General features: G+C 71.1%; 18 protein-coding genes. 11 read left to right on the top strand and 7 right to left on the bottom strand.

The window, feature by feature from the left end:
- Positions 1–4 precede the first annotated feature (4 nt).
- Positions 5–784, bottom strand: a complete 780-nt coding sequence (locus Q392_RS04955) for an SDR family oxidoreductase (RefSeq protein WP_038202743.1) — start codon at positions 782–784, stop codon at positions 5–7.
- A gap of 372 nt (positions 785–1,156) precedes the next feature.
- Here Q392_RS04955 and Q392_RS04950 point away from each other — a divergent pair, with 372 nt between their 5' ends.
- Positions 1,157–1,591, top strand: coding sequence for a winged helix-turn-helix transcriptional regulator (locus Q392_RS04950; protein ID WP_051952913.1), 435 nt, complete (start codon positions 1,157–1,159; stop codon positions 1,589–1,591).
- On the opposite strand, the gene Q392_RS04945 is transcribed toward Q392_RS04950, so the two are convergent.
- On the bottom strand, positions 1,542–2,012 hold the full coding sequence (locus Q392_RS04945; RefSeq protein WP_038202269.1) for an Lrp/AsnC family transcriptional regulator: 471 nt from the start codon (positions 2,010–2,012) through the stop codon (positions 1,542–1,544). The two genes, Q392_RS04950 and Q392_RS04945, sit on opposite strands and share 50 nt — an antisense overlap.
- A 106-nt stretch (positions 2,013–2,118) precedes the next feature.
- Here Q392_RS04945 and aceE point away from each other — a divergent pair, with 106 nt between their 5' ends.
- Positions 2,119–4,848 (top strand): pyruvate dehydrogenase (acetyl-transferring), homodimeric type, encoded by a 2,730-nt coding sequence (aceE, locus tag Q392_RS04940; RefSeq protein WP_038202267.1) that lies wholly within the window; start codon positions 2,119–2,121, stop codon positions 4,846–4,848.
- Between the two features lie 6 nt (positions 4,849–4,854).
- Here the strand turns inward: aceE and Q392_RS04935 are convergent, their stop codons facing one another.
- On the bottom strand, positions 4,855–5,274 hold the full coding sequence (locus Q392_RS04935; RefSeq protein ID WP_038202264.1) for a PaaI family thioesterase: 420 nt from the start codon (positions 5,272–5,274) through the stop codon (positions 4,855–4,857).
- Positions 5,275–5,353: 79 nt separating this feature from the next.
- Between Q392_RS04935 and Q392_RS04930 the strand changes: the two genes are divergently transcribed.
- Together Q392_RS04930 and otnI are read left to right on the top strand one after the other, a co-directional pair.
- Positions 5,354–5,767: a MerR family transcriptional regulator gene (locus Q392_RS04930; RefSeq protein ID WP_051952911.1), complete on the top strand. Its 414-nt coding sequence runs from the start codon at positions 5,354–5,356 to the stop codon at positions 5,765–5,767.
- Positions 5,768–5,777: 10 nt separating this feature from the next.
- On the top strand, positions 5,778–6,581 hold the full coding sequence (gene otnI, locus Q392_RS04925) for a 2-oxo-tetronate isomerase (protein ID WP_038202261.1): 804 nt from the start codon (positions 5,778–5,780) through the stop codon (positions 6,579–6,581).
- Here otnI and Q392_RS04920 read toward each other — a convergent pair.
- Together Q392_RS04920 and Q392_RS04915 are read right to left on the bottom strand one after the other, a co-directional pair.
- Positions 6,568–7,512 carry a tripartite tricarboxylate transporter substrate binding protein gene (locus tag Q392_RS04920; RefSeq protein ID WP_038202258.1) on the bottom strand — a complete coding sequence of 315 codons (945 nt, stop codon included), beginning with the start codon at positions 7,510–7,512 and terminating at the stop codon, positions 6,568–6,570. The two genes, otnI and Q392_RS04920, sit on opposite strands and share 14 nt — an antisense overlap.
- 185 nt (positions 7,513–7,697) lie before the next feature.
- Complete coding sequence (locus Q392_RS04915) at positions 7,698–8,597, bottom strand: LysR family transcriptional regulator (protein ID WP_038202254.1); 900 nt, start codon at positions 8,595–8,597, stop codon at positions 7,698–7,700.
- A gap of 96 nt (positions 8,598–8,693) precedes the next feature.
- Between Q392_RS04915 and Q392_RS04910 the strand changes: the two genes are divergently transcribed.
- The gene (locus tag Q392_RS04910) at positions 8,694–10,334 is read left to right on the top strand and encodes an FAD-dependent monooxygenase (protein ID WP_038202251.1); all 1,641 of its coding nucleotides are present in this window, start codon (positions 8,694–8,696) and stop codon (positions 10,332–10,334) included.
- A 7-nt stretch (positions 10,335–10,341) separates the two neighbouring features.
- Here Q392_RS04910 and Q392_RS04905 read toward each other — a convergent pair whose 3' ends face one another.
- Positions 10,342–11,970, bottom strand: a complete 1,629-nt coding sequence (locus tag Q392_RS04905) for an MFS transporter (RefSeq protein ID WP_038202248.1) — start codon at positions 11,968–11,970, stop codon at positions 10,342–10,344.
- Positions 11,971–12,070: 100 nt separating this feature from the next.
- On the opposite strand from Q392_RS04905, the gene Q392_RS04900 reads away from it, so the two are divergent.
- Positions 12,071–12,664 (top strand): hypothetical protein, encoded by a 594-nt coding sequence (locus Q392_RS04900; protein ID WP_038202245.1) that lies wholly within the window; start codon positions 12,071–12,073, stop codon positions 12,662–12,664.
- A 21-nt stretch (positions 12,665–12,685) separates the two neighbouring features.
- Here the strand turns inward: Q392_RS04900 and Q392_RS04895 are convergent, their stop codons facing one another.
- A complete protein-coding gene (locus Q392_RS04895; RefSeq protein WP_038202243.1) occupies positions 12,686–13,162 on the bottom strand; it encodes an Lrp/AsnC family transcriptional regulator in 477 nt (158 codons plus the stop codon).
- Positions 13,163–13,341: 179 nt separating this feature from the next.
- Here Q392_RS04895 and Q392_RS04890 point away from each other — a divergent pair, with 179 nt between their 5' ends.
- From Q392_RS04890 to Q392_RS04870, 5 genes are all read left to right on the top strand, one after another.
- Positions 13,342–16,950 carry an indolepyruvate ferredoxin oxidoreductase family protein gene (locus Q392_RS04890; protein ID WP_038202240.1) on the top strand — a complete coding sequence of 1,203 codons (3,609 nt, stop codon included), beginning with the start codon at positions 13,342–13,344 and terminating at the stop codon, positions 16,948–16,950.
- Between the two features lie 221 nt (positions 16,951–17,171).
- Positions 17,172–17,501 (top strand): preprotein translocase subunit YajC, encoded by a 330-nt coding sequence (gene yajC / locus Q392_RS04885; RefSeq protein ID WP_038202237.1) that lies wholly within the window; start codon positions 17,172–17,174, stop codon positions 17,499–17,501.
- A gap of 183 nt (positions 17,502–17,684) precedes the next feature.
- Complete coding sequence (secD, locus tag Q392_RS04880; protein WP_038202234.1) at positions 17,685–19,568, top strand: protein translocase subunit SecD; 1,884 nt, start codon at positions 17,685–17,687, stop codon at positions 19,566–19,568.
- A 12-nt stretch (positions 19,569–19,580) separates the two neighbouring features.
- Positions 19,581–20,534, top strand: coding sequence for a protein translocase subunit SecF (gene secF, locus Q392_RS04875; RefSeq protein WP_038202231.1), 954 nt, complete (start codon positions 19,581–19,583; stop codon positions 20,532–20,534).
- 120 nt (positions 20,535–20,654) lie between these two features.
- Positions 20,655–23,105 (top strand): DUF1631 family protein, encoded by a 2,451-nt coding sequence (locus Q392_RS04870; RefSeq protein WP_038202229.1) that lies wholly within the window; start codon positions 20,655–20,657, stop codon positions 23,103–23,105.
- Positions 23,106–23,111 lie beyond the last annotated feature (6 nt).

Below are 23,111 nucleotides of genomic sequence, written 5' to 3'. Positions count from 1 at the left end.
GCGTTCATGCCACCGGCACCGTGCCGCCGTCGATCACGTACTCGGTGCCGGTGATGCCGGCCGCCTGCGGCGATGCGAGGAAGGCGACCAGTTCCGCCACCTCCCGCGGCCGCGCCGGCCGGCCGAGGGGGATGCCGCCGAGCGAGCGCATCAGCTGCTGGCGGGCCGACTCGATGTCGCCGCCCTGCTCGCCGGCCAGGCGCTCGAGCAGCGCGGTGGCGGCCTCGGTCTCCACCCAGCCGGGCGCCACGCGCACCACGCGCACGCCCCGCGGCCCCGCCTCCTTCGACAGGCTCTTGCTGTAGGTGGACAGGGCGGCCTTCGCCGCGGCATAGGCGGTGGTCGACTCGGGCAGCGGCAGCATCCGCTGGATCGACGTCACGTGGACCACCACGCCCACGCCGCGCGCCAGCATGCCGGGCAGCAGCGCGCGGTCCAGCCGCACGGCGGCCAGGAGGTTGAGGTCCAGCGCGTCGTGCCACTGCGCGTCGTCCAGCGCCGCGAAGCCGCCGGCCGGGGCCGCCGAGCCGCCGGCGGCGTGCACCAGGATGTCCACGCCGCCCAGGCGCGAGTCGACGGCGCGGGCCACGTCGGCGCAGCCATCGGCGCGGCCCAGGTCCGCCGCCACGAAGGCGTCGCCGTCGATGCCGGCGGGCGCGCTGCGCGCCGCCACCATCACCGTGGCGCCGGCCTCGCGCAGCCGCGCGGCCACGGCGGCGCCGATGCCCCGCGTGCCGCCCGTGACCAGCGCCCGGCGCCCTTCGAGCGCCACCGGCAGCCGGATGCGCAGCGAGGCGATGCGTCCTTCCTCGACCTCGAACTCGTGCATCAGGTCCGCCTGCCCGCCCGGAAAGTTGCCTGTCACGTGGGCCAGCAGCCGGTACACGCCGCCCTCGCGCGCCAGGCCGAGGGGCACGAGGCGATAGGCCGTGCGGGCCTCGGCGTCCGCCTTCCAGGCCTGGATGGCCGGCAGGCCCTGGTGCACGCGCCCCTCGTCGTGCACCTGGGCCCCAGGGTGGAAGCAGGCCGCGGCGCCGGCCGCGTCGTCCAGGGCGCGCCAGGCGAGATAGCGGGTCAGGGCGTCGGGCATGGGCACGGCAGGCATGGGATCGGTCGCGTCGTTGTGATGCCCGCATGCTCGGATTACGCTCGGCCGATGGGAAGTACGCACCAGAAGGTAAGCGCCGCGGCGGCCCCGCGCCGCAAGGCCTACACGCCCCTGGCGGCGGCCATCGACGTGGAGGTCTGCCATCGGCTGCTGCGGGGGCGCTGGAAGCTGCTGATCCTGTTCCACCTGTTCGGCGGGCAGGTGCGGCGCTTCTCCGACCTGCAGCGCAGCATCGCCGGCATCTCGCAGAAGATGCTGGCCCAGCAGCTGCGCCAGCTGGAGGAGGACGGCCTGGTCGAGCGCACCGTGCAGGCCGAGCGCCCGCCGGTGGTGGACTACCGGCTCACCCCCTGGGGGCAGCAGCTGTGCCCGGCGCTGGACGGCCTGCTGCAGTGGCTGGAACAGCGCGGGCGCCCGGCCGGTGCCGCCGTGCTCAGCGCGGCAGCGGCAGCGGCAGCGCCGTCTTGTAGCGCACCTGCTTGAGCGCGAAGCTGGAGCGGATCTTCTCGATGCCGGGGATCGGCGTGAGCTGCTCGAGGATGAACTTCTCCAGCGCCGCCATGTCGGCCACGGCGACGCGGATCAGGTAGTCGCTGTCGCCGGTCATCAGGTAGCACTCCATCACCTCCTCGTGCTCGGCGATGCGGTGCTCGAAGGCCGCGAGCGCTTCCTTCGACTGCGCCCGCAGGCTGATCGAGATGAACACGTTCAGCCCCAGCCCGAGCGCCGGCGCGCTGCACAGCGCCACGTAGCGGGCGATCACGCCCGCGGCCTCCAGCGCCTTCACCCGCGCCAGGCAGGGCGAGGGCGAGAGGTGCACCCGGCGCGCCAGCGCCACGTTGGTCAGCGCGCCGTCGCGCTGCAGCTCGTCGAGGATGCGCAGGTCGATGGCGTCCAGTTCCATGATGTGCCGTCGAATGATGTTGGTGCGGCAGTTTATGCCGCCGCAGCAGGGCAGTGCCGCGCATTTCGATACCCCATTCCGCGGCCGCCGGCCTAGAGTGCGGGGCATGAACGCCCCGCTTTCCGCCGACCAGATGAACGCCCTGCTGTCCCGCGATGCCCTGCCTGCCGACCCCGACCCGGCCGAGACCGCCGAATGGCGCGAGGCCTTCCTGGCGCTGGTCGAGGCGCAGGGCCCGGAGCGCGCGCGCTGGATGCTGGACGAACTGGCCCGCCTGGCCCGCGCCGGGCGCATCGGCTGGCAGCCCGAGCTGGCCACGCCGTACGCCAACACCATCGGCGTGGACCAGCAGCCGGTCTTCCCGGGCGACCTGGCCGTTGAGGAGCGCCTGGCCTCGCTGATGCGCTGGAATGCGCTGGCGATGGTGGTGCGCGCCAACCAGGCGTATGGCGAACTCGGCGGCCACATCGCCAGCTACGCCAGCGCGGCGGACCTGTTCGAGGTCGGCTTCAACCATTTCTTCCATGCGCGCGCGGCCGAGCCGCGCCGGGCCGCCCCAAGCGGCGAGCGCCCCCCTCGGGGGGGCAGCGACCCACACGAAGTGGGGGAGCGTGGGGGGCAACATCTGGGCGACCTCGTGTTCTTCCAGCCGCACAGCTCGCCCGGCGTGTACGCCCGCGCCTTCCTCGAAGGCCGGCTCACCGAAGCCGACCTCTCGCACTACCGCCAGGAGATCACCGCGCCCTCTCACGGCGCACGGGGTTTGTCCAGCTACCCGCACCCGTGGCTGATGCCGGACTTCTGGCAGTTCCCGACCGGCTCCATGGGCATCGGCCCGATCAGCAGCATCTACCACGCGCGCTTCATGCGCTATCTCACGCACCGCAACTTGCTCGACTGCGAAGGCCGCAAGGTGTGGGGCGTGTTCGGCGACGGCGAGATGGACGAGCCCGAGTCGATGAGCGCCCTCACGCTCGCCGCGCGCGAGAAGCTCGACAACCTGGTGTGGGTGGTCAACTGCAACCTGCAGCGCCTCGACGGCCCGGTGCGCGGCAACGGCCGCATCATCGACGAGCTGGAGAAACTCTTCGCCGGCGCCGGCTGGAACGTCGTCAAGCTGGTCTGGGGCAGCGACTGGGACGGCCTGTTCGCCCGCGACGCGCAGGGCGCCCTGCTGCGCGCCTTCGCCGACACGGTGGACGGCCAGATGCAGACCTTCGCCGCCAAGGACGGGCGCTTCAACCGCGACCACTTCTTCGGCCAGAGCCCCGAACTGCAGCGCCTGGCGCAGGGCATGACCGACGAGCAGATCGACCGCCTCAAGCGCGGCGGGCACGACCTGGTGAAGATCCACGCCGCCTACGCCGCCGCCGCGGCGCATCGGGGTCAGCCGACCGTGATCCTCGCCCACACCAAGAAGGGCTACGGCATGGGCGCGGCCGGGCAGGGCCGCATGACCACGCACTCGCAGAAGAAGCTCGAGGGCGACGACCTGATCGAGTTCCGCAACCGCTTCAACCTGCCGCTCACGGACGCGCAGGCGACCTCGCTGGCCTTCTACAGGCCGGCCGAGGACAGCCCCGAGATGCGCTACCTGCGCGAGCGCCGCGCCGCGCTGGGCGGCGCGCTGCCGCGGCGCGAGACGGCCTGCGACGTGGTGCCCGTGCCGCCGCTGGCCAGCTACGCGAAGTTCGCCACCGAGGCCGCCGGCAAGGAGATGAGCACGACGATGGCCTTCGTGCGCCTGCTCGGCGGCCTGCTCAAGGACAAGGCGCTGGGCCCGCGCGTCGTGCCCATCGTGGCCGACGAGGCGCGCACCTTCGGCATGGCGAATCTCTTCAAGCAGGTCGGCATCTACTCCAGCGTCGGCCAGCGCTACGCGCCGGAGGACATCGGCTCGGTGCTCAGCTACCGCGAAGCGCTGGACGGCCAGATCCTGGAGGAGGGCATCAGCGAGGCCGGCGCCATCGCGAGCTGGACGGCCGCGGCCACCAGCTACAGCGTGCACGGGCTGGCGATGCTGCCCTTCTACATCTACTACTCGATGTTCGGCTTCCAGCGCGTGGGCGACGCCATCTGGGCCGCGGCCGACCAGCGCGCACGCGGCTTCCTGCTGGGCGCCACCTCGGGCCGCACCACGCTGGGCGGCGAAGGTTTGCAGCACCAGGACGGCAGCAGCCACCTGGTGGCGGCCACCATCCCCAACTGCAGGGCGTGGGACCCGGCCTTCGCCGGCGAGATGGCCGTGATCCTCGACGCCGGCATGCGCGAGATGCTGGTCGAGCAGAAGGACGTCTTCCACTACGTCACGCTGATGAACGAGAACTACGCGCAGCCCGACGTGCCCGAGGCGGCGCATGCGGACATCCTGCGCGGCTGCTGGCGCTACGAGGGCTGGCAGCGCCCCGAAGGCGCGCCGCCGGCCAGGCGCAAGGTCGCGCTGCTGGGCTCGGGCGCGATCCTCACCGAGGTGGTGAAGGCTGCGCAGCAGCTCGCGCTGGAGGGCATCGAGGCGGCCGTCTTCAGCGTCACGAGCTGGAGCGAGCTGGCGCGCGACGGCCAGGCCTGCGAGGCGCGCGCGCTGGCCGGCGAGGCCGAGCCCGGCACGCCCTTCGTCGCGCGGCAGCTGGCCGGCAGCGAGGGCCCGGTCATCGCCGCCACCGACTACGTGCGCGCCGTGCCCGAGAGCGTGCGCGCCTTCGTGCCGGCGGGGCGGCGCTACCTCACGCTGGGCACCGACGGCTTCGGCCGCAGCGACACGCGCGCGGCGCTGCGCGGCTTCTTCGGCGTGGACGCGGCGCACATCGTGCGGGCCGCGAAGTTCGCGCTCGGCTGACTCCGCTCAGCGCGGCGGCAGGTTGCGCGCCGTGGCCAGCAGCGTGGCGCACAGCGTCTCCTTCGCGCCGTCGACGGCATGGACCTCGGCCGCGCACACGCTCAGCACGCGTCCTGCATCGACCACCCGGCCCCGCGCGCGCAGGTGCGTGCCGGCCGCCGGCGCCAGCAGCTTGAGCGTGCCGTCGATGGTGGCGTTGGCCCAGCCGGGCGGCAGCAGTGTGCCCGCCGCCGACACGGCGGCGAAGTCGGCGATGGCGTAGACCGCGGTGGCCTGCAACTGGCCGGGGCGGAAGCAGAAGGCATCGAGCACCGGCATGCGCAGCACCGTCTCGCCGGGCGCGAGGTGGTCGAACTGCAAGTGGAGGGTGGCGGCCATGGGCATCGCCAGCACCGCCTGGCGCACGCGTTCGCAGGCATCGTTCATCGAAAGCCTCCTGATGAAAAAGAACAGGAATGCAGTCTGCGAACCTTCGCACCGCGCCAGGGTTGCTAGGCTTGGCGCCATGAGGATTTCCGAGCTGGCCCGCCGCAGCGGCGTCTCCGCCAACCGCCTGCGCCGCTACGAGGCGCAGGGGCTGCTGAAGGCGCGGCGCCTGGACTCGGGCTACCGCGAGTTCGCCGAGGGCACGGAGCGCGAGGCCGTCTTCATCGCCATGAGCCGCGACCTGGGCTTCACCCTCGCGCGCATCGCCGAGGTGCTGCCGCGCTACCGCTCGGGCCGGCTCACGGTGGCCGACATGGAGGCGCTGATGCGCGAGCGCATCGCCGAGGTCGATGCCGAGATCGCCGCCCGCCGTGCCTTGCGTCGCAAGCTCGTCTCGCACATCGCCTGGCTGCGCGAGCGAGAGGCGCGGCGGGCAGCCGCTGCGCCCGCGCCGCGCAATGCCTTCACCCAGGCGCGGCGCACGCGGCGGTAGAGTCGCCGCCATGCCCCGCTTCGCCGCCAACCTCTCGATGCTCTACACGGAGCTGCCCTTCCTCGAGCGCTTCGCCGCCGCCGCGGCCGACGGCTTCGAGGCCGTGGAGTACCTCTTCCCCTACGACTTCGCGCCGGCCGACCTCGCCGCGCGGCTGCGCGATCACGGCCTGCAACAGGTGCTGTTCAACACCCCGCCCGGCGACTGGGCGGCCGGCGAGCGCGGCCTGGCCTGCCTGCCGGGCCGCGAAGCCGGCTTCCGCGACGCGGTGGCCAAGGCGCTGGACTATGCCCAGGCGCTCGATTGCCCGCGCATCCACCTGATGGCCGGCCTGGTGCCCGAGGGCCGCACGCGCGACGAACTGCGCCCGCTGTACATCGACAACCTGCGCCGCGCCGCCGAGATGGCGGCGCAGGCCGGCCGCGAGGTGCTGATCGAGCCGATCAACACGCGCGACATCCCCGGCTTCTTCCTCAACCGGCAGGACGAGGCGCACGCCATCGTGCAGGCCGTCGGCGCACCGAACCTGAGGGTGCAGATGGATCTTTACCACTGCCAGATCGTCGAGGGCGACGTGGCAATGAAGATCCGCCAGTACCTGCCCACCGGCCGCGTCGGCCACTTCCAGATCGCCGGCGTGCCGGGGCGGCACGAGCCCGACGTGGGCGAGCTGCACCACCCCTATCTGTTCGACGTGATCGACGAGGTGGCCGCGCAGTGCGGCTGGCAGGGCTGGGTCGGCTGCGAGTACCGGCCGGCGGGCGGCACCCGCGAGGGGCTGGGCTGGATGCGGCGCGGCCCTAGTCGGCCGTGATGCCGCCCTTCTTCACCACCTCGGCCCAGCGCGCGGCGTCCTTGGCCACCAGGCGGGCGAAGTCGCCGGGGCTGGAGACGGCGGGCACCATGCCCTGCGTCTCGAAGGCGGCCGCCACGTCCGGCTGGCGCAGGATGCCGGCGATCGCGCCGTTCAGGCGCTCGACGATCGCCGGCGGCGTGCCCTTGGGCGCGAGCACGCCGTACCACATGTCGACGCTGCCGGTGTCGATGCCGGCCTCGGCCAGCGTCGGCACGTCGGGCAGCTGCGGCACGCGCTGGTCGCTGCCCGCGGCCAGCGCCTGCAGCTTGCCCGCCCTGATGTGCGGCAGCGCCACGTGGACAGGCAGGAACATGAAGTCCAGGCGGCCGCCCAGCAAGTCGGTGACGGCGCCGGCCGTGCCCTTGAAGGGCACGTGCAGCATCTCGATGCCGGCCTTCTGCGTCAGCAGCGCCATCGCCAGGTGGTGCGGCGTGCCGACGCCGGGCGTGCCGTAGGTCAGCGCACCGGGGCGGGCCTTGGCCTCGGCCACCAGCGCCGGGACGGTGGCGGCCTTCTGCGCCGACGGGTTGCGCACCAGCAGCAGCGTGCCCCAGGAGGTCTGCGCCACCGGCGCGAAGTCGCTGACCGGGTCGTAGGGCAGCGACTTGTACAGGCTCTTGTTCATCACCAGCGTGCTGACCTGCACCAGCAGCGTGTAGCCGTCGGGCGCGGCGCGCGCCACGCGCTCGCTGCCGATGTTGCCGCTGGCGCCCGGCACGTTGTCGACGACCACCGGCTGGCCCAGCACCTGCGGCAGGCGCGCCGACAGCTGGCGCGCCACCAGGTCGATGCCCGTGCCCGGCGTGTAGGGCACCACCAGCGTGATCGGCCGGTCCGGCCAGGCCCACGCGGACGCGGCCATGGCGCAGCCGGCCGCGAAGATGGACATCCAACGAAGCATTCCGAATCTCACCTCTTGTCTCCTTTTGCCGGCCCGTCCGGCTGCAGGTGGTCTGCGCTGCGTCAAGGCATGGCGCCTCGAACGGTGGCATTAGGCCATCGACGCACGGACAAAGAGAAATTCAGGAATCACATGAATTCATATGAGTTCCATATGGGATGCGCAGGACGGCGTCAGCGCGACATCCGCGGCAGGTCTTCCGACAGCACCTCGTCGAAGTCCTTCATCGCCTGGGTCTGGGCCGCGCCGCGGCGCGCGATCCGGTAGAAGCCCAGCTTCATCTGCGGGCTGCCCAGCAGGTCGATCTGGACGCTGTGGCGCCGGCAGGCGGCCACGGCGAAGGTCGGCATGACGGCCACGCCGAAGCCCGCCTCCACCATCGAGATCATGGTGGCGATGAAGCTCACCGGCTGGCTGCTTTCCTGCGCCACGCCGAGCTTGTGCAGGTGCAGGTCGACGGCGCGCTGGATCGGGTTGTCCGCGGGCAGCGTGATCAGGCGCGCCGAGCGCAGCGAGGCCCAGCTGGCGCGCCCCAGCGCCGTGGGCGGCGCACCGGCGGGCGAGACCCGCATCAGCGGGAACTGCGCGATCTGGCGGCGCACCAGCCCGGCGCTGACCTTGAAGAAGAAGCCCAGGCCGATGTCGGCCGCGCCCGACTCCACCGCCTCCTGCACGCCGCCCAGGTTGTCGTCCATCAGCTGGATCCGGATGCCGGGATGGTCGTCGCGGAAGCGCGCCAGCATGTGCGGCAGCAGATGGGACGACACCAGCGGCGTGGCCGCGATGCGCAGCTGCTGGCGCGTGCGCTTGCCCATGGCGTCCATCTCGGCCGTGGCGTCGTCCAGCTGCGCCAGGACGGACTCGGCGACGACGGCGAAGCGCCGGCCCGCCTCGGTCAGCACCACTGCGCGCGTGGTGCGGTCGAACAGGCGCGCGCCCAGTTGCCGCTCCACCTCGCGCACGAGGATGCTCAGGCCCGCCTGCGTCATATGCACCCGCTCGGCCGCGCGCGTGAAGCTGCCGGCGCGGGCGACGTGCAGGAAGGCCCGGATCTGGCGCGTCGAGAGATTCATATGGCGTCATTATCAGTTCATGTCATAGCTAAATTTGCCTGATGCATCGGCCTGGTGCCTAATTTCCGGATCCACGGAAAAGAGAGAGCAAGCAGCATGTCGAAGCAGGAGATTTCGCGGGACCAGGACTGCCAGGTCGCCATCGTCGGCGGCGGGCCGGTGGGCATGGGGCTGGCCATCGAGCTGGGGCAGCGCGGCATCCGCTGCACGCTGGTCGAGCGGTACCCCGAGCCGCAGCCCATCCCCAAGGGCCAGAACCTGACGCAGCGGACCATGGAGCACTTCCATTTCTGGGGCGCGGAGCAGGCGCTGCGCGCGGCGCGCACCATTCCCCCCGAGTACGGCATCGGCGGCCTGACCGCCTACGGCTCGCTGCTCGGCCCCTACCACTACGACTGGCTGCAGCGCGACCTGGTGCGCCCCTACTACTTCACCGCCAACGAGCGGCTGCCGCAGTACGCCACCGAGGCGGTGCTGCGCGCGCGCGTGGCCGAGCTGCCCTCGGTGCGGGTGCTCTACGGCTGGGAGGCGACGGCGGTGGCGCCCGCGGACGACCACGTGACGCTGACCGTGGCCGAGCGCGGCGGCGGGGCCGCGCGGACGCTGCGCGCGGACTGGCTGGTGGGCTGCGACGGCAGCCGCTCGTTGGTGCGCACGCAGGCCGGCATCACGCAGACGCTGTCGGACCACGACCGGATGATGGTGCTGCTGGTGTTCCGCTCGCGCGGGCTGCACGAGCTGCTGGCGCGCTACCCCGGCAAGTCCTACTACAACGTGCTGCAGCCGCAACTGGACGGCTACTGGAAGTTCTTCGGGCGGGTGGACCTGGGCAGCACCTGGTTCTTCCATGCGCCCGTCCCGCCGGGCACCACGCGCGACAACTTCGACTTCCGCCGCTACCTGCACGAGGCCGTGGGCGCGGAGTTCGAGGTCGAGTTCGAGCACATCGGCTTCTGGGACCTGCGCTTCGCCGTCGCCGACACGTACCGGGCGGGGCGGGTGTTCATCGCCGGCGACGCGGCGCACAGCCACCCGCCTTACGGCGGCTACGGCGTCAATACCGGCTTCGAGGACGCGCGCAACCTGGGCTGGAAGCTGGCGGCGGTGCTGCAGGGCTGGGGCGGCGAGGCGTTGCTGGACTCGTACGACAGCGAGCGCAGGCCGGTCTTCGAATCGACCGCGCGCGACTTCATCGCCCGGTCGATCGAGACCGACCGGCAGTTCCTGCATGCGTTCGACCCCGGGCGCGACCGTCCCGCCTTCGAGCAAGCGTGGCGCGCGCGCAGCGAGGGCGCCGTGGGCGAGGTGCATGCCTTCGAGCCGAACTACGAAGGCTCGCCGGTGGTGGCGCCGTGCCCCGACGGCCGGGGGACGGGCGGCAGCGCGGTCGGCTCGCACGCCTTCCAGGCCCGCCCCGGGCATCACCTGGCGCCGGCGCGGCTGTCCTCGGGCGCCAACGTCTACCAGCGGCTCCAGGGTCGCTTCACCCTGCTGGCCTTCGGCGCGGAGCAGGAGAAGGTGGAAGCCCTGCGGGCGGTGGCGCGGTCGGCCGGCTTGCCGCTGGATGTGGTCGAGGACACGGCCGCGGACGAGCGGGCGCGCTACGACGCCCGCCTGATCCTGGTGCGGCCCGACGAGTTCGTCGCCTGGACCGACGCGGCCGATGCCGGGCCGTTCGACGCGCAGCGGATCCTGCAGTCGTGCGCGGGGCGCCCGGCCGCCCTCGCCGCGGCGTAAAGCGAAGCTAGCGCGTGATGACGTAGCGCTTCACCACCGGCGGCACCTCGCCTTGGTGGAAGGCCAGCCGCCGCTCGCGCAGCGCGAGGTCGGCGGCGGTGGCCCGGCTGTAGCGGCGCTGGTGCTCCGTCCACGACTCGTCGACGATCTGCTCCACGTAGCGCTCCGGCTGCGACACGTCGTGCAGCAGCTCCCAGCCGATGGCGCCTTCGCCCAGCCGCGCGCGGCGGGTGTGCTGCATCACCACGTGGAAGGCGGCGGCGCGCGCCGGGTCGATCAGGTATTCCACCGTCACCAGCACGCGGCCGCTCTCGGCCGGCGCGTCCGGCATCGGGTGCGCCGGCCAGCCGGCCTGCGCCGGGCTCATGTCGTCCTCGCCCACATGGTCCGTCACCGTGCGGATCGCCAGCCACATGACCAGGACGCCGCTGACGGCCGAGACCATCAGGCTGGTCTGCATGCTGCTGACCTCGGCCACCTGGCCCCACAGCGCGGCGCCGAAGGCGCTGGCGCCCATGATCGCCATCTGGTACATCGCCATGCCGCGCGCGCGCACCCAGTCCGGCAGCGCGAGCTGGGCCGAGACCGAGAGCGAGTTGGCCGTGGTGATCCAGGCCGCGCCGCCGAAGAACATCGCCGGCACCGCCACCCAGGCGTTGGGCGCCACCGCCATCACCAGCGTGGCGGCCGAATGCAGCGTGGCCCCGCGGATCACCATCTGGTCGCGCCCGTAGGCCTGGCGCAGCCGCGGCATCACCAGCACGGCGCCGATGGCGCCGGCGCCCATCGAGGCCAGCAGCAGCGTGAAGGTGCCCGCGCCGCCGCCCTGCAGGCCGCGCGCCAGCAGCGGCAGCAGCGCCAGCAGGGCGGTGGAGTGCAGGAAGAAGATCGCGATGCGCGTGAGCACCGCCCGCATGCGCGGCGACTGCCGCACGAACTGCACGCCCACCCGCATCGCGCTGATCAGCCGCTCGCGCCCCAGCGGATGGGGCCGGTGCTCGCGCCGCCAGCGCAGCACCACGAAGCCCGAGGCCACGCACAGCACCGCGTTGAGAGCGAACACCCACACGCTGCCGGCGCTGGCGATCAGCACGCCGGCGGTCAGCGGGCCGATGATGCGCGAGGCGTTCATCGCGATGCCGTTCAGCCCCAGCGCAGCCGGCAGCTGCGTGCGCGGCACCAGCTCGGGCACGATGGCCGAGAACACCGGCCAGCGCATCGCCAGGCCGATGCCGTTGGCGAAGGTCAGCACCAGCAGCAGCGGCGCGGTCATCAGGTCCAGCGCGATGGCCGCGCACAGCACCACCGCCGCGCCGGCCAGCCAGAACTGGGTCACCACCAGCCAGCGGCGGCGGTCCAGCATGTCGGCCAGCGCGCCGCTGGGCAGGCCCAGCAGGAACACCGGCAGCGTGGAGGCCGACTGCACCAGCGCCACCCACACCGGCGAGGTGGTCAGCGTGGTCATCATCCAGGCGGCCGCCACGTCGTTCATCCACATGCAGACGTTGGCCATGAGCCAGGTGGTCCACAGCATGCGGAACACCGGCAGCTTCAGCGGCTCCAGCGCGGCCCAGCGCGACGGGCGGGGCTTGAGCGGCGAGAGGGGGGGCGATTCTTCGGGGGTGATGGGTGGCATCGGCAGGCGATTGTCGCGGCGGATCGGCCGCCGGTCCGCCGGGGGCCGACAATGCCGACTTCGCTGATCCGCCACGGCCCCGGCCGGACCGCACCATCGCATGCAGCACGAGGTTCTTTCCGCCCACGACATCTTCGCCCACGTGCGCGTCGTCATGGGCATGGTCATCGGCCTGGGGGTCACGCGGCTGCTCTCGGGCGTCGCGCGCATCGTGCAGCACCCGCGGCAGTACCGGCTCCACGCGGTGCACCTGGCCTGGGTCGCCTCGGTGCTGCTGGCGCTGGTGCACTTCTGGTGGTGGCAGTTCGGGCTCAACCAGATCGAGGTCTGGACCTTCGGCACCTACCTCTTCGTCATCGGCTACGCGATCGTGCTGTTCCTGCTGTGCGCGCTGCTCTTTCCCGACAGCATGCAGGACTACGCGGGCTACGAGGACTACTTCTACACGCGCCGCGCCTGGTTCTTCGGCCTGCTGGCCGTCACCTACCTGCTCGACGTGATCGACACCTTCATGAAGGGCGAGGCGCACTTCGCGCGCTTCGCCCGCGAGTACCTGGTGCGCACGCCGATCCTCGTGGTCCTGTGCCTGGTGGCGGCGCGCACCGCCAGCCGGCGCTTCCATGCCCTGTTCGTCGCCGCCACGCTGGCCTACCAGCTGTCGTGGATCTTCCGGCTCTTCGACACCCTGGACTGAGCGGCGCCGGCGCGGCCGAGCTCACCGCTCCAGGTGCCCCAGCGGCAGCGCCCGGCTGGCCTTGACCTCGCCCAGCGAGAAGCTGGTGTGCAGGTCCTTCACGTTGGGCAGGTTCATCAGGTGCTCGCGGGCGAAGCGCGAGAAGCCGTCCAGGTCCTGCGCCACCACCTGCAGCTCGAAGGTGCCGGTGCCGCTGATGTAGTGGCAGCTCACCACCTCGGGCATCTGGCGGATCGCCTCCTCCAGCCGGCGCGTGGCGTCGAGCGTGACGCGCTCGGTGTCCACCCGCACGAAGGCCAGCACGCCCAGCCCGATCTTGTGGCGGTCGATCTCGGCGTGGTAGCCCTTGATGTAGCCGGCCGCCTCCAGCGCCCGCACGCGCCGCCAGCACGGCGCCGCCGACAGGCCCACGCGGCTGGCCAGCTCGGCGTTGGTCAGACGCGCATCGGCCTGCAGTTCTTGCAGGATGGTCAGGTCATACTTATCGATCTTTTCCATTAGGCCTTCATTGTCGCAATGTTGTTTCTTGGAGGGGGCCTTTGGAGGCATCAAAAGCAAACACCTGTCGCAGCTCCGGGCATACACTTTGCGAGCATCATGGCGACGGGGAGGCGTTCCACCCGAACGCCGATCCGCCGAACAGCCACGCCCACAAGGCACAGCCTGGAGACACCACGATGAACGCCCCCCTGCCGGAACACATCCGCAAGGCCCTGGAGACCGTCACCCTCGACGACAAGTACAGCCTCGACTACGGCCGTGCCTTCATGAGCGGCGTGCAGGCCCTCGTGAAGCTGCCCATGCTGCAGCGTCTGCGCGATGCGCAGCAGGGGAAAAACACCGCTGGTTTTGTCAGCGGATACCGCGGCTCCCCCCTGGGCGGCTACGACCAGGCGCTGTGGAAGGCCAGCAAGTACCTCAAGGCGCAGAACATCGTCTTCCAGCCCGGCGTGAACGAGGAGCTGGCGGCCACGGCCCTGTGGGGCACGCAGATGCTGGGCTTCTCGCCGAAGGACCGGCAGAAGTTCGACGGCGTGTTCGGCATCTGGTACGGCAAGGGCCCGGGCGTGGACCGCTGCTCCGACGTCTTCAAGCACGCCAACATGGCCGGCACCACGCCCTGGGGCGGCGTCATCGCGGTGGCCGGCGACGACCACATCTCCAAGAGCAGCACCGCCGCGCACCAGAGCGACCACATCTTCAAGGCCTGCGGCACGCCGGTGTTCTTCCCGGCCAACGTGCAGGAGATCCTCGACCTGGGCATCCACGCCTTCGCGATGAGCCGCTTCTCGGGCGTGTGGTCGGGCATGAAGACGATCCAGGAGATCGTCGAGTCGAGCGCCACCGCGATGATCGACCCGGAGCGCGTGGAGATCGTCACGCCCGAGGACTTCGAGATGCCGCCCGGCGGCCTGCACATCCGCTGGCCCGACGCGCCGCTGGAGCAGGAGGCGCGCCTGATGCACTACAAGTGGTACGCCGCGCTGGCCTACATCCGCGCCAACCGGCTCAACCACAACGTGATCGAAGGGCCCCATGACCGCTACGGCATCATGGCCAGCGGCAAGGCCTACAACGACACGCGCCAGGCGCTGCACGACCTGGGCCTGGACGACGAGGCCTGCCGCCAGCTCGGCATCCGCCTGCACAAGGTGGGCGTGGTGTGGCCGCTGGAGGCGCAGCTCACGCGCGAGTTCGCCACGGGCCTCTCGGAGATCCTGGTGGTCGAGGAAAAGCGCCAGGTCATCGAGTACCAGCTCAAGGAGGAGCTGTACAACTGGCGCGCCGACGTGCGGCCCAACGTGCTGGGCAAGTTCGACGAACTGGGCGAGGACCACTCCGGCGGCGAATGGTCCATGCCCAACCCCACGGCCAGCACGCTGCTGCGCGCCAATGCCGACCTGAACCCGGCGCTGATCGCCCGCGCGCTGGTCAAGCGCCTGAAGAAGACCGGCGTCCTCGAATCCGGCGGCGCCGACATGGTGGCGCGCGTCGATGCGCAGATGGCCATCCTGGAGGCCAAGGAGCGCTCGATGCAGGTGCTGAACGCCGGCGGCGTGCAGGGCGCGGACCGGGTGCCGTGGTTCTGCTCCGGCTGCCCGCACAACACCAGCACCGTGGTGCCCGAGGGCTCGCGCGCCATGGCCGGCATCGGCTGCCACTACATGGCCAACTGGATGGACCGCGCCACCTACGGCTTCACGCAGATGGGCGGCGAGGGCGTGCCCTGGGTCGGCCAGGCGCACTTCACCACCGAGCAGCACATCTTCGCCAACCTGGGCGACGGCACCTACTTCCACAGCGGCCTGCTGGCCATCCGCCAGAGCATCGCGGCGGGCGTGAACATCACCTACAAGATCCTCTACAACGACGCCGTGGCCATGACCGGCGGCCAGCAGGTGGGCGAGCGGCCGGAGGGCCACTCGGTGCTGCAGATCGCCGAGAGCATGCATGCCGAGGGCGTGGCGAAACTGGTCATCGTGACCGACGAGCCGGGCAAGTACGACGGCACGAAGATCCCGGGCAGCTACGGCGGCGAGCCGGTGCGCGTGCGCCACCGCAACGAGCTGGACGAGGTGCAGCGCGAGCTGCGCGAGACGCCCGGCACCACCGTCCTCATCTACGACCAGACCTGCGCCACCGAGAAGCGCCGCCGCCGCAAGCGCGGCACGATGGTGGACCCGGCCAAGCGGGTCGTCATCAACGAGCTGGTGTGCGAGGGCTGCGGCGACTGCAGCGTGCAGAGCAACTGCCTGTCGGTGGAGCCGCTGGAGACCGAGTTCGGCCGCAAGCGCACCATCAACCAGAGCAGCTGCAACAAGGACATGAGCTGCCTGAAGGGCTTCTGCCCCAGCTTCATCACCGTCGAAGGCGGGCAGCTCAAGAAGAAGGCCAAGTCCAAGGCGGCGACGCCGGCGGAGCTGGGCGAATTGCCCGAGCCGGCGCTGCCCGCGCTGCGCGGCGGCCAGGTGTGGGGCATCGTGGTCGCCGGCGTCGGCGGCACCGGCGTCATCACCATCGGCCAGCTGCTGGGCGTGGCGGCGCACATCGAGGGCAAGGGCATCGTCACGCAGGACGCGGCCGGCCTGGCGCAAAAGGGCGGCGCCACCTGGAGCCACGTGCTGATCGGCGACACGCAGAACGACATCCGCACCACCCGCGTGGGCACCGCGGCGGCCGACCTGATCCTGGCCTGCGACCCGATCGTCACCGTCAACGCCGAGACGCTGGCGCGCATGCGCGAGGGCCGCACCCACGTGGCGCTCAACAGCCACAGCGCGCCGACGGCCGGCTTCGTGAAGAACGCCAACTGGCAGAACCCGCAGGAGGCCTGCGCGGTGCAGATCACCAAGGCCGTGGGCGAGGCGCACATGGGCGTCTTCGACGCCGATGCCGCCGCCACGCAGCTCATGGGCGACACCCTCTATGTCAACCCGATGATCCTGGGCTACGCCTGGCAGAAGGGCTGGATCCCGCTGTCGCACGCGTCGCTGATGCGCGCCATCGAGCTCAACGCGGTGGCGGTGGAGGCCAACAAGGCCGCCTTCGAGTGGGGCCGCCAGGCGGCGCACCGCCCGGCCGAGCTGGCGAAGCGGCTGAACCCCGGCCAGGTGATCGAGTTCAAGAAGCGCGACACCGTCGAGTCGCTGGTGGCGCGGCGCGTGGAATTCCTCACCGGCTACCAGAACGCCGCCTATGCCGGCGAATACCGCGCCTTCGTCGAGCGGGTGCAGCAGGCCGAGGCCGCGCTCGGCAAGACCTCGCTGGCCGAGGCGGTGGCGCGCTACCTGTTCAAGCTGATGGCCTACAAGGACGAGTACGAGGTCGCGCGGCTGCACAGCGACCCGGCCTTCCTGGCGAAGGTGAACGGCATGTTCGAGGGCGACTTCAAGCTGAACTACCACCTCGCGCCGCCGCTGACCGCGAAGCGCAACGCCAAGGGCGAGCTGGTGAAGAAGCAATACGGGCCGTCGATGCTCACCGCCTTCCGCCTGCTGGCGAAGCTCAAGGGCCTGCGCGGCACGGCGCTGGACGTCTTCGGCCGCACCGAGGAGCGCCGCACCGAGCGCGCGCTGGTCGGCGAGTACCGCGCCGCCATCGACGAGGTGCTGGCCGGCCTCACGACCGACAACCACGCGCTGGCGCTGGAGATCGCGGCGCTGCCGGAGCAGATCCGCGGCTACGGCCACGTCAAGGAGCGCAACCTGGCGGCGGTGCGCACCCGCTGGGCCGACCTGATGGCCCGCTGGCGCCAGGGCGGCACGCCGGCGCGCGCGGCCGCCTGAGCGCGCCGGGCGCCGCAATCTCCCGGCCGGCGCGCCGGGTAAGCCGGCGCCGGGCCGTGGGCCGACGCATACAATTGCAAGGTTTTGCGCGGCCCCGCGCCGCGCCATGAGGCCGCCGCCACCGGCGGCCGGCCCGTTCCGGGAGTCCCCCGGATGGCCGCGCGGACCCGCGTGTCCGCGCGGCTTTCGTCCTTGCTTCCCTTCCTCCGCTGGAGACCCTCGTGTTCATTTCCACCGCCTACGCCCAGACCGCCCCCGCCGCAGGTGGCGGCGACATGATGTCCTCGCTCGCCAGCATGCTGCCGCTGCTGCTGATGTTCGTGGTGCTGTACTTCATCATGATCCGCCCGCAGATGAAGCGCCAGAAGGAAACGCGCGCCATGCTCGAAGCCCTGGCCAAGGGCGACGAGGTGGCCACCGCCGGCGGCGTGCTCGGCCGCATCAGCGCGCTGGGCGACCAGTTCCTGACGCTGGAGATCGCCAACGGCGTCGAGGTGAAGGTGCAGCGCAGCGCCGTCGTGCAGGTTCTGCCCAAGGGTTCATATAAGTGATCACCCCCAGCCTGCGCGGACCTTGGCCTGCCCTGAGCCTGCCGAAGGGTTCCGCTCCGGCAACCCCCTGCAAGGGGGCACACGCAGCGGCCCGGCAAAGCCGGTTCCGCGCGTGTTCCCGCATGGCCTGCTCCGCGGCCTTCTGAACGAAGTTCGCCGCCGCAATTCTTCAGGTAACCAGCGATGAACCGCTATCCGGTCTGGAAGTACGCGATCATGGGGATCGTGCTGCTCCTGGGGCTGATCTACGCCCTGCCCAACTTCTTCGGCGAGGCGCCCGCGGTGCAGGTGTCGTCGGCCAAGTCCATCGTGAAGGTCGACGCCTCGACCCAGGCGCGCGTGGAGCAGGTGCTCAAGGACGCCGGCGTCGCCCCCGACCTGGTGACGCTGGACGCCAGCTCGGTGCGGGCCCGCTTCGTCACCACCGACGACCAGCTCAAGGCGCGCGACGTGCTGCAGCGCGCGCTGGTGCCCGATCCGTCCGACCCGCCCTACACCGTGGCGCTGAACCTGCTGTCGCGCTCGCCGGCATGGCTCACGGCGCTGCACGCCTTCCCCATGTACCTGGGCCTGGACCTGCGCGGCGGGGTGGACTTCGTGCTGCAGGTGGACATGAAGGGCGCGCTGGACAAGCGCGCCGAGACCTTCGCCGGCGACCTGCGCACGGCCTTGCGCGACAAGAGCATCCGCGGCAGCGCCATCACCCGCAACGGGCAGGAGCTCGACGCGCGCTTCCGCGACGCCGCCGCCAAGGACGCGGCGAAGAACGTCATCACCGACCAGTTCCCCGACCTGACGGCAGTGGAGAGCCAGGAGGGCAACGACTGGAAGCTCGCCATCGCCATCAAGCCGGAAGCCGCGCGCCGGCTGCAGGACCAGGCGCTCAAGCAGAACATCACCACGCTGCACAACCGCATCAACGAGCTGGGCGTGGCCGAGCCGGTGATCCAGCAGCAGGGCCTGGACCGCATCGTCGTGCAGCTGCCCGGCGTGCAGGACACGGCCAAGGCCAAGGACATCCTGGGCCGCACCGCCACGCTGGAGATGCGCCTGGTGGACGAGAGCCCCGAGGGCCGCGCCGCCGCCATGGGCGGCGGCCCCGTGCCCTTCGGCTCGGAGCGCTTCCCCACCCGCGGCGAGGGCTCGGTGGTGGTCAAGAAGCAGGTGCTGACCACCGGCGAGAACCTCACCGACGCGCAGGCCGGCTTCGACTCGCAGAAGCAGGAGCCCACCGTCACGCTGAACATGGACGCCAAGGGCGGGCGCATCATGCGCGACGTCAGCCGCGAGAACATGAACAAGGCGATGGCCATCGTCCTGTTCGAGAAGGGCAAGGGCGAGGCCATCTCGGTGGCGACCATCCGCGGCGAGCTGGGCACGCGCTTCTCCATCTCGGGCGCGATGGGCATCACCGAGGCCAACGACCTGGCGCTGCTGCTGCGCGCCGGCTCGCTGGCCGCGCCGATGGAGATCATCCAGGAGCGCACCATCGGCCCCAGCCTGGGCGCCGACAACATCGAGAAGGGCTTCAAGAGCGTCGCCTACGGCTTCCTGGCGATCATGCTCTTCATGTGCGCGTACTACGCCCTGTTCGGCGTGTTCTCGTCGATCGCGCTGGCGGTGAACCTGCTGCTGCTGGTGGCCATCCTGTCGCTGCTGCAGGCCACGCTCACGCTGCCCGGCATCGCGGCCATGGCGCTGGCGATCGGCGTGGCCATCGACTCCAACGTGCTGATCAACGAGCGGGTGCGCGAGGAACTGCGCGCCGGCGCCTCGCCGCAGGCGGCCATCCACGCCGGCTACGACCGCGCCTGGAACACCATCCTGGACTCCAACGTCACCACGCTGATCGCCGGCCTGGCGCTGCTGGCCTTCGGCTCCGGGCCGATCCGCGGCTTCGCGGTGGTGCACTGCATCGGCATCGTCACCTCCATGTTCTCCGCCGTGTTCTTCTCGCGCGGGCTGGTCAACCTCTGGTACGGGCGCAAGAAGAAGCTCAAGGCGGTGTCCATCGGCACGGTCTGGAAGCCCGACACCGACACGGCCCTGCCGGCCGACGCGAAGTAAAGGAGCGGCCGCATGGAGTTCTTCCGCATCCACCGCACCATCCCGTTCATGCGCCACGCGCTGGTGCTGAACGCGATCTCGATCATCACCTTCATCCTGGCGGTGTTCTTCCTGTTCCACCGCGGGCTGCACCTGTCGGTGGAGTTCACCGGCGGCACCGTGATGGAGGTCGCCTACACCCAGCCCAAGGACGTGGGCAAGGTGCGCGAGGTCGTCAGCGGCCTGGGCTATCAGGACGTGCTGGTGCAGGCCTACGGCAGCCCGCGCGACATCCAGATCCGCCTGCCCGTGCGCCAGGGCCTGACCTCGCAGCAGCAGAGCGACCAGGTGATGGACGCGCTCAAGGCCGAGGACCCCGCCGTCGAGCGGCGCGGCCTGGAGTTCGTCGGCCCGCAGGTCGGCGACGAACTGACCACCAACGGCCTGAAGGCGCTGGCGATGGTGGTGGTGGGCATCATGGTCTACCTGGCCTTGCGCTTCGAGTGGAAGTTCGCCCTGTCCACCGTCATCGCCAACCTGCACGACGTGGTCATCATCCTGGGCTTCTTCGCCTTCTTCCAGTGGGAGTTCTCGCTGGCGGTGCTGGCGGCGGTGCTGGCGGTGCTGGGCTACTCGGTCAACGAGTCGGTGGTGATCTTCGACCGGGTGCGCGAGACCTTCCGGCGCCAGCGCAAGCTGTCCACGCCGGAGGTGATGAACTACGCCATCACCTCCACCATCAGCCGCACCATCATCACCCACGGCTCCACCCAGCTGGTGGTGCTGTCGATGTTCTTCTTCGGCGGCCCGACGCTGCACTACTTCGCCCTGGCGCTGACCATCGGCATCTGCTTCGGCATCTATTCCTCCTGCTTCGTGGCCGCCTCCATCGCCATGTGGCTGGGCGTCAAGCGCGAGGACCTGGTCAAGGGCGGCGGCAAGCCGGGCCGCGACCCGGACGATCCGAACGCCGGCGCGGTGGTCTGAACACCGTCGGAAAAGGCCCGCTTGCGGGCCTTTTCGCCGTGATGGCGCACCGGCCGTGACGGCTTGGGTGTCACGATAGGCTGCGGTGCGTTACCATTTTTGTCCGCACCCTCCCCATACATGAGCACAGCGCCACCCTCCGAGTCCGCCCGGAAGCTCGCCCAGCAGACGCGCGAGCGTTTCGTGGGCGCCATGGACGCGGCCATCGTGACGGCCGCGCAGGCCGTCCGGGACCGGCTCATGACGCTGGCCAACGAGGTGGCGACGGCCCGCGAGATGCAGGAGCACCGCGACAACCTGGTCGCCTACCGCAGCGCCGAGTCGGGCTGGGTCTCGCTGGCGCGCGCGCAGTGGCGCAAGGCCCTCGGCGCGGGCAACGCCGCCGGCGCCTCGACCATGCATTCGCTGCGCCTGGAACTGGTGGGCGACGAGGTGGTGGAGAACAACATCCTGTCCTCGCGCCTGGCGCTGGCGCTGCAGGACAAGGCCAATTTCGAACTCAACGACCTGCGCCTGCGCGTCCAGCACCTCGAGGGCAAGGCGGACCTGGATGGCCGGGACGTGCTCAAGCCCGAATTCCTGGCCAAGCTGCTGGTCGAGCAATGGCTGGCCGCCGGCATGAGCCGCCAGTTGTGGACGCAGGTGCAGAGCCTGCTGCACGTGCAACTGGGCGAGGCGGCGCTGCGTGCCTACAAGGACGCCAACGCCTTCCTCGTCGAGCACGGCGTGATGCCGGAGATCGACCTCAAGCGCCTGGTGCGCCGGCCCGGTGCGGCCGCGGCGTCGGGCTCGGCCCCGCTGGGCGGCAGCTTCGCCGGCACGCCGGCCACGGGCTCGATGTCCATGACCGCCAGCACGGCTGCGGCCGCCCACTGGCGCGCGCACGGCGGTGCGGTGCACGAGATCCCGCCCGGCATGGCCGGCTTCGCGCCCGCGGCCATCGGCGTGCGGCCCTCGGGCCCCCTGGCGCCGCCGGGGCTGGGTGCCGACGCGGCGGCCGCCGGCCAGGGCGCCTCGCCGCTGGCGATGGCCCGCCAGCGGGCGCAGGGCGTGCTGCTCAGCCTGCGGCGCTTCGTCGGCGCCGCCATGGGCGGCGCGGGGGAGGCCGTCTTCGGCGCGGCCGCGCCGGCGCTGGGCGGAACCGGGGGTGGCGGCGGTGCGGCGGCCGGCGCCGCCTCGCCGGCCTTCATGGCCGCCATCGCGGACGCGGGCGCGGCCTACCAGGCCGGCAGCTCGGTCTACGTGGTGGGCACCGACGTGGCCGGGGGCGCCGCGGCGGTCCAGCGCAGCGCGGCCGAACTGCGCCGCCGCTCCAACGAACTCAAGCGCCAGGCGCCGACCACGGCGGACAAGGCCACCGTCGAGATCGTCGCGCTGATGTTCCAGGCCATCCTGGCGGAAGAGCGCATCCCCTTCTCGGCGCGCGTGTGGTTCGCCCGGCTGCAGATGCCGGTGCTGCGCGTGGCCATTGCCGAGCCGGAGTTCTTCGGCACCCTGCAGCACCCGGCGCGCATGCTGATCGACCGCATGGGCTCGGTGGTGATGGGCTTCGACGCCGCCGCCATCTCGGGCAGCGCGCTGGAGGGCGAGATCCGCCGCGTGGTGCAGGTCATCGAGCAGTACCCGGAAACCGGCCAGCGCGTCTTCAAGCTGGTGTACGACGAATTCGTCGCCTTCCTCAACAAGTACCTCACGCAAGGCGACGCCACCAAGAAGCTGATGAGCGTGGCGCAGCAGGTCGAGCAGAAGGAGACGATGGCGATCCAGTACACCATCGAGCTGCGCAAGATGCTCAACGACATGCCGGTGCGCGACGAGATCCGGGAGTTCCTGTTCAAGGTGTGGGCCGAGGTGCTGGCGCTGGCCGCGCTGAAGTACGGCGGGCAGGACGAGCAGACCGCCACGCTCAAGCGCGTCGCCTCCGAGCTGGTCTGGGCCGCCAGCGCCAAGCCCAACCGCAGCGACCGCGCCCGCGTCATCCAGGAGCTGCCCAAGCTGCTGCAGCGGCTGCGCCAGGGCATGGAGCTGCTGGGCGTGACCGGCGCGCCGCAGGAGGAGCACATCAAGACCATCGGCAAGACGCTGTCGGACGCCTTCATGTCCAAGACGGCGGTCATCCCGTCGGCGCAGATCGAGGCCATGGCCTCGCGCCTGGCCAACCTGGAGGAGGTCGTCCAGGACGACAACGGCACCGAGCTGCCGATGGACACCGGCAGCGTCGAGCTGCTGCTGGGCGTGGACGCGGACTCGATCGAGGTGGTGGCCAACACCGGCGCCAAGGTGACCGAGGACATGCTGGCCTGGGCGCACGAGCTGCAGGTGGGCAACTGGTTCATGCTCGACCACAACGGCCGCGCCAGCCAGGTGCAGTTCGTCTGGCGCAGCGAGCGCAAGCACCTGCACCTGTTCGCGGCGCCGGACGGGCGCAAGTTCCTCATCCAGGCCGGGCGCCTGGCCGCCTACCTGCAGGCCGGCCTGCTGGTGCCGGCCGAGGAGGAAACGCTCACCGTGCGCGCCACGCGCGAGGCGCTGGCCAAGCTGGACGCGAATCCCGAGCGCCTGTTGAGCTGAGCGGTC

This window comes from Xenophilus azovorans DSM 13620, from assembly GCF_000745855.1.
GTDB classification, from domain to species: Bacteria; Pseudomonadota; Gammaproteobacteria; order Burkholderiales; family Burkholderiaceae_C; genus Xenophilus; species Xenophilus azovorans.
This window is presented reverse-complemented; position numbering and strand designations above follow the sequence as displayed.

Coding starts and splice junctions, on each gene's coding strand:
- Q392_RS04950 (WP_051952913.1), top strand. CDS start 1,157: ATGGGAAGTACGCACCAGAAGGTAAGCGCCGCGGCGGCCCCGCGCCGC.
- Q392_RS04945 (WP_038202269.1), bottom strand. CDS start 2,012: ATGGAACTGGACGCCATCGACCTGCGCATCCTCGACGAGCTGCAGCGC.
- aceE (WP_038202267.1), top strand. CDS start 2,119: ATGAACGCCCCGCTTTCCGCCGACCAGATGAACGCCCTGCTGTCCCGC.
- Q392_RS04935 (WP_038202264.1), bottom strand. CDS start 5,274: ATGAACGATGCCTGCGAACGCGTGCGCCAGGCGGTGCTGGCGATGCCC.
- Q392_RS04930 (WP_051952911.1), top strand. CDS start 5,354: ATGAGGATTTCCGAGCTGGCCCGCCGCAGCGGCGTCTCCGCCAACCGC.
- otnI (WP_038202261.1), top strand. CDS start 5,778: ATGCCCCGCTTCGCCGCCAACCTCTCGATGCTCTACACGGAGCTGCCC.
- Q392_RS04920 (WP_038202258.1), bottom strand. CDS start 7,512: ATGTCCATCTTCGCGGCCGGCTGCGCCATGGCCGCGTCCGCGTGGGCC.
- Q392_RS04915 (WP_038202254.1), bottom strand. CDS start 8,597: ATGAATCTCTCGACGCGCCAGATCCGGGCCTTCCTGCACGTCGCCCGC.
- Q392_RS04910 (WP_038202251.1), top strand. CDS start 8,694: ATGTCGAAGCAGGAGATTTCGCGGGACCAGGACTGCCAGGTCGCCATC.
- Q392_RS04905 (WP_038202248.1), bottom strand. CDS start 11,970: ATGCCACCCATCACCCCCGAAGAATCGCCCCCCCTCTCGCCGCTCAAG.
- Q392_RS04900 (WP_038202245.1), top strand. CDS start 12,071: ATGCAGCACGAGGTTCTTTCCGCCCACGACATCTTCGCCCACGTGCGC.
- Q392_RS04895 (WP_038202243.1), bottom strand. CDS start 13,162: ATGGAAAAGATCGATAAGTATGACCTGACCATCCTGCAAGAACTGCAG.
- Q392_RS04890 (WP_038202240.1), top strand. CDS start 13,342: ATGAACGCCCCCCTGCCGGAACACATCCGCAAGGCCCTGGAGACCGTC.
- secD (WP_038202234.1), top strand. CDS start 17,685: ATGAACCGCTATCCGGTCTGGAAGTACGCGATCATGGGGATCGTGCTG.
- secF (WP_038202231.1), top strand. CDS start 19,581: ATGGAGTTCTTCCGCATCCACCGCACCATCCCGTTCATGCGCCACGCG.
- Q392_RS04870 (WP_038202229.1), top strand. CDS start 20,655: ATGAGCACAGCGCCACCCTCCGAGTCCGCCCGGAAGCTCGCCCAGCAG.